Below are 14556 nucleotides of genomic sequence, written 5' to 3'. Positions count from 1 at the left end.
TCGGCCTGAATACCAAACTTAATTGAAAAAGGCATAAGGCCGATCAAATGCGCATCCTCCCCAAGAACGGGGAGAAGATGCTATACTAGACGCTGTAGAAAAGGGGTTTTAGCTTATGAAATCAGTAGTTCTTGCAGAAAAGCCGTCCGTTGCGCGTGATATTGCGCGAGTGCTTGGATGCTCTCAAAAAGGAAACGGTTTTTTAGAAGGCAAACAATATATCGTCACGTGGGCACTCGGCCATTTGGTGACGCATGCACAACCGGAACAATACAATAACGATTTGAAAGAATGGAAGATGGAAAGCCTGCCGATTCTTCCGGAGCCGTTCAAATTGGTGCCGATCAAACAGACCATGAAGCAATACAATGCAGTCAAAGCGCAGCTGAATCGCAGTGATGTAAAGGAAGTCATCATCGCGACCGATGCAGGGCGTGAAGGGGAACTGGTCGCCCGTTGGATTTTGGAGCAAGCGAAAGTCAACAAGCCGGTGAAACGGCTATGGATCTCCTCTGTCACCGATAAAGCGATCAAAGACGGTTTCCAAAACCTGAAAGACGGCAAAGCGTATGAAAGCTTGTTCCAGGCAGCGGTCGCCCGTGCAGAAGCTGACTGGGTCGTCGGAATCAACGCGACGCGTGCACTAACTGTGAAGCACAATGCCCAGCTATCAACAGGGCGCGTGCAGACGCCGACGCTTGCGATGATTGCACAGCGCGAACAGGATATCCGCAACTTCCAGCCGAAGCCTTATTACGGCCTCCAGGCAATCAGCGACAATGCCTCGTTCACCTGGACGGATGGCAAATCGCCGCAGAGTTTCGATAAAGAGCGGATCGACCGTTTATTCGCCAAACTCGATTCGGCAAATAAAGGCACAGTGACAGACGTGAAAATCACGCCGAAAAAACAACCGGCGCCGCCATTATTCGATTTGACCGAATTGCAAAAAGAAGCGTATAAACGCTATAGCTGGTCCGCCAAAGAAACACTCAATACCTTGCAGAACCTTTATGAACGCTATAAAATCGTCACTTATCCGCGTACGGACTCGAAGCATTTGACGAGCGATATGAAAGGCACGTTAAAAGAGCATATCAAAGCGGTGCAGGTCGGGGAATACCGTTCGCTTGCGAATGCGGCATTGAAAAGCGCAGGCGTTCCGCAAAAAGGCGTTATCGACGATGCGAAAGTATCGGATCACCACGCTATCATCCCGACTGAAGAAACACCGATGCTTCACGAGCTCAGCGACAAGGAATACAAATTGTACGATATGATCGTCCGCCGCTTCCTAGCTGTCTTCCTGCCACAGCACGAATATGACCGGACGACCGTTACGCTCGACGTGGCGGGTGAAACATTCCAGGCAAAAGGCAATACGATACGCAACGATGGCTGGAAGCGTGTCTATAATGACGCCGACGAAGAAGGCGAGTCGACGTTGCCGCCATTCGAACAAGGGCAGGCCGTGGAATTGAAAGGCATTACTTTGACCGAAGGCAAAACCAAGCCGCCTGCATTCTTCAATGAAGGAACATTGCTCGGGGCGATGGAAAATCCGGCCCAGTTCATGGCAGGCGAATCGAAAGCGCTCATCCAGACACTCGGTGAAACCGGCGGCCTTGGAACTGTCGCGACGCGTGCCGACATCATCGATAAATTATTCAATAGCTTTTTAATTGAGAAAAAAGGCAAGGATTTGACGATTACGTCGAAAGGGCGCCAATTATTAGAGCTCGTTCCTGAAGATTTGAAGTCACCGAAATTGACGGCGGACTGGGAAACGCAATTGACGAAAATCGCCAAAGGCCAGCTGAAGAAAGAGCAGTTCATGAAAGAAATGGTCGCGTTCTCGAAAAAGTCGGTAGCTGAGATCAAATCGAGCGACAAGAAATTCAAGCACGATAACATCACCGGCAAAATGTGCCCAGACTGCGGCAAGCCGCTTCTTGAAGTGAATGGCAAACGCGGCAAGATGCACGTGTGCCAGGACCGTGATTGCGGCTTCAAGAAAAATGTCTCGATGCAGACGAATGCCCGCTGCCCGAATTGCCATAAGCGCATGGACATGGTCGGCGATGGCGACAATAAAATGTTCGTCTGCAAATGCGGTCATCGTGAAAAACTATCAGCGTTTGAAAAGCGCAAAAAAGCAGGACAATCGAAAGCGAACAAGAAAGATGTTAATAAATATTTGAAGAAACAAGACGAGCCGCCGCAAAACACGGCAATGGCAGATGCCTTGAAGAAACTGCTCGAGCAAAACGACTGACAGGAGGGGGCAAGGTGGCGAAAAAAGCAGCAAAAACCAACGCCGCACGCATATTGGACCGTGAAAAAATCGATTATGAGCCACTCCAGTACAGCACCGATGACGGGAAAATTGACGGCGTGTCAGTAGCAGCGAAAATCGGTGCACCTGTAGAAACTGTCTATAAGACACTTGTCGCAGTGGGCTCTTCAAAGGACCATTACGTATTTCTCGTGCCGGTCGCAGAAGAGCTGGATTTAAAGCTGGCTGCAAAAGCCTGCGGTGAAAAGAAAATCGAGATGGTGCCGGTCAAAGAGATTTTGCCGCTCACGGGTTATGTGCGCGGAGGCTGTTCCCCGATTGGTATGAAAAAGCCGTTCAGGACATTCGTCGCCGAACAAGCCTCCCAATTGAATGAAATCATCGTCTCTGCAGGGAAAGTCGGCGCCCAGTTGAAACTGGCACCGGAAGATTTGCAGAAAGCGACACAAGCTGAGTTTGCGGAATTGACGGCGAAGCCATAAGTGTTCCCTGTTCAATGCTTAGGCGAAGGGATTCAGAAGAAAGAAGGATAAAGAATGAAAGTTTCTATGTATTACCGGTGGCTGTTTTTTCTATTGGGAATGATGCTGCTAGGCCTCGGCATTTCGATGACCATCAAAGGCGACCGCCTTGGAATCGGCCCATGGGATGTTCTGCATGTCGGCCTGTATCAAAACTTCGGGCTGACGATCGGTTCCTGGTCGATCATCGCAGGCTTCACGCTGATCAGTACCACTTCGCTTGTGCGCAGGAAATGGCCGAAGTTCGGAACCTGGCTTAATATGCTATTGGTCGGATTGTTTATTGATTTATTCAATTTTCTCATTCCGGATATTCATTCCCTTGCCGGCCAGATCTTGATCTTCACAGCTGGAATCGTTGTGATGGGCTATGGCGTTGGTGTGTATGTCGCGCCGAAAATGGGGGCGGGCCCGCGGGATGACTTGATGCTGATCTTGGTCCAAACAACCGGCTTCAGCGTCAGCACGGTCCGAACGTCCATTGAAGTAGCGGTGGCGTTGCTCGGCTGGATGCTAGGGGGACCGGTCGGCATTGGGACAATCGTTATCGCATTATTGGTCGGCCGGGTGGTCCAAGTGTCGCTCGTACAAAGCGAGAATTTATTAAAAAGGCTAATCTTGAAGCATCAAGCGGAATTGCCGCCAATTTTAAAAATATGAAAAGCAAAGGTCCGGCGCATGCCGGATCTTTTTTTATGCGAAGTGGCAATCATTTTCAACTCCTGTCAGTTGAACTAGACAAAAGCATATGTTATAAATAAAACCAAGTAAGACTATTGGTTTTGTGTATAATAACATCTGAGAGAGTGGGAGTACAATTATGGGGAGAGAATTTGTGGAGATCTTTGATGAGTGGGTGCATACTTACGATGCCTCAGTTGGTGGGGAAGACCCCGAATATGCAGCGGTTTTTGAAAACTACAAGGATATTCTAGAAGCTGTCGCGAAGAAAGCGGTAAGCCCTGTTGCTGAATTCGGCACGGGCACCGGCAATCTGACAGCAGCGCTCCTGGAAAAAGGATTTGAAGTTACCGGCATCGAACCGAATGCGGCAATGCGCAAAGCGGCAGCAGATAAGTTCCCGGAACTCGTACTGTTGGATGGGGATTTTCTGGATTTCAATCTTCCGCAGCAACCGAAAAGCTTCGTCAGCAGTTATGCTTTCCACCACTTAACAGATAGAGAGAAAGAGCAGGCAATCAAGCTTTACGCGTCGCTCTTGCCGAGCGGTGGGAAAGTAGTTTTCGCCGATACGGTTTTCGAATCGGAAGAGGCAAAACAAGGACGCATCGTTTACGAAGAAGGCGAGGGCCATAAAAACCTCGTGGAAGACTTGAAGCGTGAACATTATACGACAGTGCCTGTACTAGAAGGATTGTTTCAGCAAAATGGTTTTAATGTAAACTTTACACGCCTCAATGATTATGTGTTCTTGATGGATGCAACTAAACGATGAAAGGAAGATTATCATGAAGAAAATGAATGTAGAAAGCTTTAACTTGGACCATACAAAAGTAGCGGCACCTTATGTCCGCTTGGCTGGAGAAAAAACTGGCGCCAACGGGGACGTTATCAAGAAATACGACATTCGCTTCAAACAGCCCAACAAAGAACATATGGACATGCCAGGCCTTCATTCGCTTGAACACATGATGGCCGAGCATAGCCGGAACCATTCAGACCAAATCATCGACATCGGGCCGATGGGCTGCCAAACAGGATTTTATATATCAATGATCAACCACGACAGCTATGACGATATCTTAAGAATTTTGGAAGCGACTTTGAAAGATGTAATTGCAGCTGATGAAGTGCCGGCTTGCAACGAGGTGCAATGCGGCTGGGCAGCAAGCCATAGCTTAGAAGGTGCACACGAAATCGCCAAAGAAATGCTTTCGAAAAAAGACGAATGGCGCCAAATTTTCAAAGAAGAATCGGCGTAAGGGAGACTCAGCATGGACTACGCAACAGAGATTCAGCAATTGATCGGCCGCACGCCGGTATTGGAATTGACGCATAGTACAATTCCAAACGGCTGCCGGATATTTGCCAAGCTGGAATTTTTCAATCCAGGCGGCAGCGTCAAAGACCGTCTAGGCGTGGCATTGATTACTGACGCAGAGAAACGCGGAGAGCTTAAAGCAGGCGGCACGATTGTCGAACCGACTGCCGGCAATACGGGCATCGGGCTCGCGATTGCAGCAATCGGCAAAGGCTATCGACTGAAGCTGGTCGTCCCACAAAAGTTCAGCATGGAAAAACAAACGCTCATGCGCGCATTAGGTGCTGAAGTAATCAATACGCCGACCGCTGAAGGCATCAAAGGCGCCATTAAGAAAGCGACTGAAATAGCTGAGCAAGAAGGCGCGTTCATGCCGGCGCAATTTTCAAATACCGCCAATCCTGACACCTATGTCCAGACGCTTGGCCCTGAATTTTGGGAGCAGATGGACGGGGAGATCAATATCTTTGTCGCGGGTGCAGGATCCGGCGGCACGTTCATGGGAACTTCCCGTTATTTGAAAGCACAAAATCAGGCAATCAAGACCGTCATCGTGGAACCGGAAGGCTCGATTTTAAACGGTGGGGAATCCGGCCCGCATAAAACCGAAGGCATCGGCATGGAGTTGCTGCCACCGTTTATGGATACGCAATATTTTGATGCCATCCACACGATTACAGATAAAGAGGCGTTTGCAGCCGTTCGTGAACTTGCAGAGAATGAAGGGCTTCTCGTCGGCAGTTCATCGGGTGCTGCATTTGTTGCCGCTTTGCGTGAAGCACAATCAGCGAAACCTGGCAGCCACATCGCCACAGTCTTTGCCGATTCAAGCGAACGCTATTTAAGCCAGGATATTTACGGAGCTCTTTTTGAGGAGGAACAACAATGAAACCGAAAACTAGATTGATTCACGGCGGAATCTTCGGAGACGAAGCAACCGGCGCTGTATCGACACCGATTTACCAAGTGAGCACCTATAAGCAGGAAGCTGTGGGCAAGTTCAAAGGCTATGAATATTCACGGACCGGAAATCCGACGCGCCACGCGCTGGAAGAGTTGATTGCGGATGTGGAATACGGGCATGCAGGATTTGCGTTCGGATCCGGGATGGCGGCCATCTCTTCTGTCATGATGCTGTTCTCAGCAGGCGACCACGTCATCTTGACGGACGATGTATACGGCGGGACTTATCGCGTTATCAATAAAGTGCTGAATCGCTTTGGACTTGAATTTACCTTCGTAGATACGGGTGATTTGGAGCAAGTGAAAGCTGCCGTACAGGAAAACACGAAAGCAATCTTTATCGAAACACCGACCAATCCACTGTTGAAAGTGACAGACATTGAAACAGTGGCGACTTTCGCTAAAGGGAACGGACTGTTGACGATTGTCGATAACACGTTCATGACGCCTTATTTCCAAAACCCAATCTCGCTTGGAGCAGATATCGTCTTGCATAGCGCAACGAAGTATATCGGCGGCCATAGCGATGTCGTCGCAGGACTTGTCGTTGTCAATACAGCACAATTGGCCGAGGAATTGCATTTCGTCCAGAATTCCGTCGGCGCGATTCTTGGGCCACAAGATTCTTGGCTATTGATGCGCGGGCTGAAAACGCTCGGTATCCGCATGGAAGAGACCAATGGCAATGCCCAGCAAATCGCAGAGTTTTTGGATGGGCATGAAGCGGTCGAAGCGGTCATTTATCCGGGGCTCGACAGCCATACCGGCAAAGCCTTGATGGAAAAACAAGCACGCGGCTTCGGCGGAATGATTTCGTTTGACGTCGGGAGTAAAGAAAAAGCGGATGACTTGCTGGCCAAACTGAAATACTTCACCCTAGCGGAAAGTCTAGGGGCAGTAGAAAGTTTGATCTCGGTTCCGGCGCAGATGACGCATGCATCGATTCCTGAAGACCGCCGTGCAGAACTCGGCATCACAGAAGGCTTGGTGCGAATTTCTGTTGGAATTGAAGATGTGGAAGACTTAATAGAGGACTTGCAGCAAGCATTAGCATAAATTTTAAAGAAGCGGGCAGATGCCCGCTTTTTTTTTAATGGAGTTCTATAGATTTTATTAAAATCAAAAGACTGCCAAATCAGATTATTAATATAATTTACCTACTGAACACACTACTTAAATGTAACCAATTCCCTGTATTTCGGGTAGCGAAATAAATACTTTACCCTATTTAGCAAGAACGAAAGAAGTGGTAATCTTTAGAAAGAAAAAATATTCTGATATTTCTGGAAGGAGATACATATTCATGAAAAAAAGCAAGTGGTTCCCTATACTATCAGCGAGCGCATTGGCGCTTTCCCTTTATTCCCCTGCAGCAAGTGCTGCACCAGTCGAGGAGCTGCCATCACTCGGCGCTTGGGATGAGGATCGCTACGGCGAACGCATCGACATCGACCAAGAGCTGAATCGCCTGACAAATGACGAGTCGTTCCAAAAAGAAGCAGAGCAGCGCATCAAAGACCAAGCTGGGTCATTGAATGATGAAACAGCAGACGGTGAAGAAAATGCTGCGGCAAGCGAGCATTTCACTTATGACGGTGGCACGAAGAAATTCTTGAACCGTAATTTGGAATTCAAAGATTTCACGCTTCGCAGCGTAGGCGATAATGTGGAAATTTGGGTTGCCAATGATTTAGCGTATGGCCCGGACAACCCGAAACCCGCGGACATCGTCACGCAAGCGCAAGTGGATAAATTGAAAGCAGAATTCGACAGCAATATCTATCCGGTCGCGACCGACTTCTTTGGCACGCCGGATTCACTGGACGGTTCAAAATCGCCGCTTCCTGGCATGGTCGGACTACCGGAAGGTTATTACGAAGGTTCGGATAAAGTGATCATGCTCGTCGATAACGTTCAGGACGAAGGCTGGAACAATCCTTCTTATCCGTTCTTCGTAGCCGGCTTCTTCTGGCAGACGCTTGAAAACTATACGGACCGCAATATCATCACGATCGATACGAATTCATGGGAAACGCGTCTGGAAAGCACGTTCTTCGGCACAACGATCCACGAGCTTCAGCATTTGATCCAAGCGGACAATGACGGTGCAGAAGAAACATGGCTCAACGAAGGGATGTCAACATTCTCTGAGTTCCTTGGCGGCTATGGCCACGGCGAAGGATCGATCAACTTCTATTTGGACCACCCGGAAAACTCGCTCGTCAACTGGGATGAGCACGGAACAGCGGCAACAGGACCTGAAACGATTGCAGACTATGGCCAGGTCTACTTGTTCACGCTTTATATGTACGATAAGTTCGGTCAGGAGTTCATCCGTGAACTGGCGACAGACGGCGCGACTCAAGGCATGGCAAGCGTAGATAAAGTACTCGAAGACTACGGCACTAACAAAACATTCACTGAGCTCTACCAGGACTTCATGACGGCATTGACGCTCGATGACAGTTCAATCAGCCCTGATTATAATTTCGACAGCATTGATTTGCGCGAACTGCCAGTCGGTGACGGCGTCCGCGGCAAAACAGTGGATTTCGAGAAAGCGAAAACTTTTGAAAAAGAAGGCGTTCCGGCATGGGGCGGCGACTTTAAGGAATTCGACTTGGACCGCACAGTGCGCGGCATGAAGTTCGACGGCGTGGACTTCCTGCCATTGCAATGGGAAACGGTCGCCAATCCGCTTGACGCTTCTGAGCAAGTGCTTCATGCGAACAATGGCGACGAAGCAGACCAAGCCTTGATCTTCGGGGCAACAGTACCAGCTGAAAACCCGACATTGAGCTTTGAGCATTATTACAATATCGAAGAGCAATGGGATTTCGCGACAGTTCAAGTGTCTACGGATAACGGCGAAACGTGGAAATCACTCGGCAACGAAAACACACGCGACGATGTAGTGGAAGAAGGCTACCCGACAATCAAGGAGAATTTGCCAGGCTTCACAGGCGAGAAAACAAATTGGTCTACTGAAACATTCGATTTGTCGGCATACGCAGGACAAGATGTATTGGTCTCGTTCCGCAACTTGACGGACTGGGGTTCTAACGAAGCAGGCTGGTTCATCAAAGATATCCAACTGGGTGATTTCACGGCAGATGGAACTTCAACGGAGCCGTTCCAATCACTCGGACAGTTGAAAGGTGAGTATGTCGACTTCACAACGACATTCATCCAAACGAAGAAAAACGGCCAGCAGCGCGTCTTCAATGTCGATCCGTTCAACGTGACGGAAAAAGAAGCGCTCGACTTGCAGCAAGTACTGCGTGAAGGCAATTTGAAAATGATCACTTCTTATGCCGCAGCGCCAGACCAAAAAGAAGCAAAAGAATTTACGTATGAAGTACTGTACAAAGAAGATAAAAGCAAAGGGAAGAAAAAAGGAAATAGCAAAAAGTAAGTGATAGGTAAGAGCGGGCAGCTGCCCGCTCTTTTTTTGCTGTATTTTTTAAAGCTACATCCACCGTTACAGCAAAGAGCGAAGTAAATACTTGAATATATAGTACAGTGGGTGTACTATAAAGGGAAATAAGTACAGGGGGTATACTAATGTCTCAGGAATTATTCACAGCCTACTCGAAATTCAGTGAAGCTATTTTGGAAGTGAATGCCTATGTGGCGGATGTATTTGCAAATCACGAAGAATTGAAAGCCTATTCTCCGCAGCAATTACAAACCTTGCGGATCATCAAAAAAAATCCGTCCATTTCCCAAAGTGAAATAGCGGACATCCAAGGGGTCTTTAAGACAGCGATTTCTAATCGCATAAAAAAATTGGAGCAAGATGGTTTAATTGCCATATTAACTAATCAGGATTTACGCAAAAAAGCCATTTCCATCACTCAAAAAGGAACCGAACTATTGGTGATAAGCGAGACAGTCATCTTTGAAAACCTAAACGATTTGCTGGCTGAACGTTTTACAGGTGACGAAATCATAAAGTTCACGAGCCAATTGGATGAAATCGTCCATTGCTTGAAAATGGAGAAGGATGGCGACAAACAATGATTCATGAATTGAAAACGGTGTTCTCGAAAAAAATGCTCGTTATCTCGCTCATAGCTGTCATGTTTTTACCGGTGATCTACAGCGCTTCGTTCTTAACCTCCATGTGGGATCCGTATGGAAAAACGGAGGATCTTCCGATTGCGGTCGTCAATGAAGACCAAACAGCCGAACTCGACGGGGAAAACATCCAAATCGGCGAGGAAATTGTGGCGGAGCTAAAAGGCAACGACGACTTTGAATGGCATTTTGTCGGAAGTGACGAAGCGTATGCAGGCGTGGTGAAAGGCGATTATTATGCTTCCATTACTTTTCCGCAAGACTTTTCCGCTAACGCGTCTTCTCTATTGAGCGACGAGCCGAGGGAAATGGCTTTGGATGTGGAAACCAATCCAGGCTACAGCTATTCCGGAAAATCCATTGCCGACCAAAGCGTCCTGGCTGTGGAAACAGCTGTAGCATCCGAAGTCCGGGAATTGTATACCGAAAAAGTATTTGAAACGGTAAATGAAATGAATGAGGGCTATAAAGAAGCTTCGTCCGGTGCTGGAGAGTTAACGGATGCGGCGGAGCAGCTGGCGGAATCGGCGGGGCAGCTGGGAGAGGGCATGGAAACCCTCGCCAGCCAATCGCCTTCACCGCTGGCTGCAGAACTGACCAAATTGACAGAGGGCAATAAGCAAATAAGCCAAGGCATCGATGAGTTAGGAAGCGGATCGGCGAGTTTAGGAGATGAGTTATCCGCTGCTTCGGAAGAAATTTCGGCTTATGCGTTTGAAACGGCAAATGCCAAGCTCATTAGTGAACCGGTGACGGTCAATAAAGAAACCGTAACGGAAGTCGAAAACTACGGCCAGAGCTTTGCGCCCTATATTATTGCGCTCAGTTTGTTTGTCGGGGCTATCGCTTTTTCCACGATCTATCCTTTCCGGACACGCGACCGTGAATCGACTACGCTGCTGAGATGGTGGGGCAGCAAGTTGTCGGTCATTTTGGCACAAGGAACGTTCCAAGCAGCTTTACTCGCGGTATTCATATTGAAGGTTTTGAATATCCCGGTTGAAAACACGGGGTCTTTCCTGATGATTCTTTTGGTGATCTCTAACACTTGGATGTTCATCTTGTCCTTTTTGGTCGCCGCTTTCGATAAAGTAGGGAATTTCCTCGGGATCTTGCTGTTGGTCTTGCAGCTTGGGGCCAGTGAAGGGACATTTCCCATCCAACTGACGAATGGCTTTTTCCAAGCTGTCCACCCATATTCCCCGATGACTTATGCAATCAAGGCGTTAAGGGAATCCATTTTCGGCTTTGAAGGAAACGTCCCGTTCCAGCAAGCGTTGTGGATTCTGTTGCTTGTGTTATTGGTGATGATATTACTACTCGGGGCCGTCTATTATTTCCGCTTACAGAAAGAACGCAAGACGGTATCTGAATTAGCGTAAAGAAGAGCGGCCACCTAAGGCCCGCTTTTTCTTTTGGAAAAAATGGCGGTGTGATAAGATGGAGTCAGAATTTGTTTTTGAAAGGAAGAGGACTGTGTCGAAAAAATTAGATGCGTTTTTGGAAGAAAACTTAATGGAATTGAAAGACCAAGGCCTATATAATGAAATCGATCCGGTAGAAGGCCCGAACGGAGCGATTATTAAAATCGGCAGCAAGGACCTGATCAACTTGTCATCAAACAACTACCTGGGGCTTGCAACAGATGAAGACTTGAAGAAAGTAGCGATCGAAGCGATCGAAAAATACGGAGTCGGCGCTGGCGCTGTCCGTACCATCAACGGGACGCTCGACTTGCACGTGGAATTGGAAGAGAAATTGGCTGAGTTCAAAGGAACAGAAGCAGCGATTTCATTCCAATCCGGCTTCAATTGCAACATGGCGGCCATTTCAGCGGTTATGGACAAAAACGATGCGATTCTTTCGGATCAATTGAACCATGCATCGATCATCGACGGCTGCCGCTTGTCAAAAGCAAAAATCATCGCGTTCAAACATTCTGATATGGAAGATCTTCGCCAGAAAGCGAAAGAAGCGACTGAATCCGGCCAGTACAATAAAGTAATGGTCATCACAGACGGCGTCTTCTCAATGGACGGCGATATCGCGAAGCTTCCGGAAATCGTGGAAATCGCAAAAGAATTCGACTTGATCACATACGTTGATGACGCTCACGGTTCAGGCGTCACAGGTAAAGGGAAAGGCACTGTGAAGCATTTCGGCTTGGAAAAAGAAGTCGACATGCAGATGGGTACACTCTCGAAAGCAGTCGGCGTTGTCGGCGGCTATGTAGCCGGCAAGAAGCAATTGATCGACTGGCTACGTGTACGCTCACGCCCGTTCTTGTTCTCAACAGCAGTAACGCCAGGGGACGTCGCAGCGACGACGGCCGCCGTCCAAAAGATCATCGATTCAACAGAACTTCACGACAAGCTTTGGGACAACGGCGATTATTTGAAGAAAGGCTTGAAAGAGCTAGGATTTGATATCGGTGAATCTGCCACGCCAATCACGCCATGCATCATTGGCGACGAGAAATTGACACAGCAGTTCTCGAAGCGCTTGTTCGAAGAAGGCGTCTATGCAAAATCAATCGTCTTCCCAACGGTCCCGCGCGGCACTGGCCGCGTGCGCAACATGCCAACAGCGGCACATACGAAAGAAATGCTCGACGAAGCGATCGAGATCTACGCAAAAGTCGGTAAAGAATTGAATGTCATCAAATAACACGAAACCCGTACAGCTCATTGAGTTGTGCGGTTTTTTTCTTTGTGTTTATGAATCGGAAATGTGAAGAGTGGAGATTGCGCTGCAAGGGGCACGCTTGGGGCTCGCAGGATGCGAGTCATGCAGCTGGAGCGACAGGACGTCGCGTTTTCAGCTGCCCGAGTAAGGGCGGGTGTTGAGCCAATGTGCCGCAAAGAGCGCGGCACATTTGTCTCGCCAGCCCGCGCGATCCCTCAGGCGTCGGCCCCTTTCCGCTCCATCTTTAGTTTTAGAGAGGAAATGAAATTCATCACACTTTGAAGTGAGCACAAACAGCTTTGGAAAGCTCCATAATTACAAGCAGAATAGTCAGTGAAGCATCTTTATTACTATCAAGTTCAACTAAGCGTCTCCATCAACGAATGCACCCGACCAACAGCGATACTTTCTCGCACGCAACATCCAATGAAATCTAAAAGCCCAAAGCGGGAGGCGGCTGCTTCGTGATGAAAAGATCGATAAACCATTCTTCTCACTCACAAGTCCAAATAAGTATCATCCACCAGCGGAAGAACATGTGAAAAAGAGATACTTCATCACTCAAAAAATCCACTGAAATCTAAAAGCCGAACCGCGCACACGGGCGAGCCGAAGCTATGAGACAAGTGTTCTTCTTGGCTCATTGCGGGAGGCATGCTCAAAGCGGGAGGTGTCTGCTTGAAGATGAAGCAACCAATGAACAATCTATCTCGCTCACTTGTCTCACTAGCAGTTTGTTTCGGTTAGCTGACACTAAAATCCCCCTCCAGCGATCAGCTGAAGGGGGATTTGCTTTATTATTCGGCAGAATCGCTTTCTGCTTGCTGGGCATTGAAATAGATGGAAGCGAACACTTTTGCCGCCGTATTCATCGCGTCTTCATTGAAATCGAAATTTTCGTGGTGGTGTGGATAGACGAGCGCTTCGTCTGCCATTTTCGCGCCGACAAAGAAGTAAGCGCCAGGTTTCGCTTGCGTGTAATACGCAAAATCCTCGACCGGCATGATCGGGTCGATGTCGATGACGTTGTCTTCACCGACGACAGGACGAGCCGATGTGCGGACGATTTCTGCTGCTTCGGGGTGGTTCCAAAGCGAATCGTAGCCGGTCTCGACAATCACTTCAGCGCGTGCGCCCATAGCAGCGGCGACATTCTCAGCGACTGAGCGTACCCGTTCGCTGGCGAGCTTGCGCAGTTCAGGGTCGAATACGCGGATGGTGCCTTCCATGACGGCTTTGCTTGGGATGACATTGTCAGCGTCTCCGGCATGGAATTTACCGATCGACACGACGAGTTCTTTCAAAGGATCGGCATTGCGGCTGACGATCGATTGCAAAGCGACCATGATGTGGCTCGCAGCAAGGATCGGGTCGATGCCGGTATGCGGTTCGGCGCCGTGGGTTCCGGAGCCGTAGACATTAATTTTGATGGCATCTTCAGAAGCTTGCAGATAGCCATCGCGAAGGTAAACTTTGCCGGATTCCATTTTGCTCTGGAGATGAGCGCCGAACACGAGATCGACGCCATCGAGGCAGCCGTCTTCGATCATCGCGCGTGCCCCGCCCGGCGACAGTTCTTCGCCGAATTGGTGGATCAGCACAATCGTTCCGGGCAGTTCGTCTTGGATTGCCATCATCGCTTTTGCGAAGCCAAGAAGGCCGGCAGTATGGCCATCGTGACCGCAAGCGTGCATAACGCCTGGAATCGTCGATTTATAAGAAACCTCTTTTTGGTCGTCGATCGGCAGCGCGTCAAAGTCGGCACGGAAAGCGATGGTCTTGCCGGGTTTGCCGCCGCGGATCGTTCCGACGACGCCTCGTCCGCCAACGTCCCGGCGCACTTCGACTCCCATTTCTTCTAGGTGTGCTGCGATATAAGCAGGCGTTTCCACTTCCTGGTGGGACAGTTCCGGATGCATATGGAGGTGGCGGCGGATATCCACCATTTCCTCTTGCAAGGAATCAATTAATGTATCGGTTTGTTTTAATAAGCTCATGAATAATAAACT

At 48.7% G+C, this 14556-nt stretch carries 12 protein-coding genes; 11 read left to right on the top strand and 1 reads right to left on the bottom strand.

Annotated elements, in window-relative coordinates; genetic code table 11:
- The first annotated feature begins 115 nt into the window (after nucleotides 1-115).
- The 11 genes from DFR62_RS05175 (at nucleotide 116) to DFR62_RS05125 (ending at nucleotide 12529) form a co-directional block, all read left to right on the top strand.
- Entirely contained in the window at nucleotides 116-2275 is a 2160-nt protein-coding gene (locus tag DFR62_RS05175; protein ID WP_121298472.1) for a DNA topoisomerase III, read from the top strand.
- 14 nt (nucleotides 2276-2289) lie between these two features.
- Entirely contained in the window at nucleotides 2290-2778 is a 489-nt protein-coding gene (gene ybaK, locus DFR62_RS05170) for a Cys-tRNA(Pro) deacylase (protein ID WP_121298470.1), read from the top strand.
- 54 nt (nucleotides 2779-2832) lie between these two features.
- Nucleotides 2833-3477, top strand: coding sequence for a YczE/YyaS/YitT family protein (locus DFR62_RS05165; RefSeq protein WP_121298468.1), 645 nt, complete (start codon nucleotides 2833-2835; stop codon nucleotides 3475-3477).
- A 160-nt stretch (nucleotides 3478-3637) separates the two neighbouring features.
- Nucleotides 3638-4273, top strand: a complete 636-nt coding sequence (locus DFR62_RS05160; protein ID WP_121298466.1) for a class I SAM-dependent methyltransferase — start codon at nucleotides 3638-3640, stop codon at nucleotides 4271-4273.
- 13 nt (nucleotides 4274-4286) lie between these two features.
- Nucleotides 4287-4760 carry an S-ribosylhomocysteine lyase gene (locus tag DFR62_RS05155; protein ID WP_121298464.1) on the top strand — a complete coding sequence of 158 codons (474 nt, stop codon included), beginning with the start codon at nucleotides 4287-4289 and terminating at the stop codon, nucleotides 4758-4760.
- 12 nt (nucleotides 4761-4772) lie between these two features.
- Nucleotides 4773-5708, top strand: coding sequence for a PLP-dependent cysteine synthase family protein (locus DFR62_RS05150; protein ID WP_121298463.1), 936 nt, complete (start codon nucleotides 4773-4775; stop codon nucleotides 5706-5708).
- Complete coding sequence (locus DFR62_RS05145) at nucleotides 5705-6838, top strand: bifunctional cystathionine gamma-lyase/homocysteine desulfhydrase (protein ID WP_121298461.1); 1134 nt, start codon at nucleotides 5705-5707, stop codon at nucleotides 6836-6838. Before DFR62_RS05150 ends, DFR62_RS05145 begins: the two co-directional genes overlap by 4 nt.
- Before the next feature lie 247 nt (nucleotides 6839-7085).
- On the top strand, nucleotides 7086-9197 hold the full coding sequence (locus DFR62_RS05140; RefSeq protein WP_121298459.1) for an immune inhibitor A domain-containing protein: 2112 nt from the start codon (nucleotides 7086-7088) through the stop codon (nucleotides 9195-9197).
- Between the two features lie 149 nt (nucleotides 9198-9346).
- Nucleotides 9347-9805, top strand: coding sequence for a MarR family winged helix-turn-helix transcriptional regulator (locus tag DFR62_RS05135; protein ID WP_121298457.1), 459 nt, complete (start codon nucleotides 9347-9349; stop codon nucleotides 9803-9805).
- Nucleotides 9802-11244, top strand: a complete 1443-nt coding sequence (locus DFR62_RS05130) for a YhgE/Pip family protein (protein WP_121298455.1) — start codon at nucleotides 9802-9804, stop codon at nucleotides 11242-11244. The genes DFR62_RS05135 and DFR62_RS05130 overlap by 4 nt, the downstream gene beginning before the upstream one ends.
- A 94-nt stretch (nucleotides 11245-11338) precedes the next feature.
- On the top strand, nucleotides 11339-12529 hold the full coding sequence (locus tag DFR62_RS05125) for a glycine C-acetyltransferase (protein ID WP_121298453.1): 1191 nt from the start codon (nucleotides 11339-11341) through the stop codon (nucleotides 12527-12529).
- 815 nt (nucleotides 12530-13344) lie between these two features.
- On the opposite strand, the gene DFR62_RS05115 is transcribed toward DFR62_RS05125, so the two are convergent.
- Nucleotides 13345-14544 carry a M20 metallopeptidase family protein gene (locus DFR62_RS05115; RefSeq protein ID WP_121298449.1) on the bottom strand — a complete coding sequence of 400 codons (1200 nt, stop codon included), beginning with the start codon at nucleotides 14542-14544 and terminating at the stop codon, nucleotides 13345-13347.
- Nucleotides 14545-14556: the final 12 nt, after the last annotated feature.

The organism is Planococcus citreus (assembly GCF_003664125.1).
Classification (GTDB): Bacteria; Bacillota; Bacilli; order Bacillales_A; family Planococcaceae; genus Planococcus; species Planococcus citreus.
Note: the sequence above shows the minus strand (reverse complement) of the source record. Positions and strands in the feature narration are given on the sequence as shown.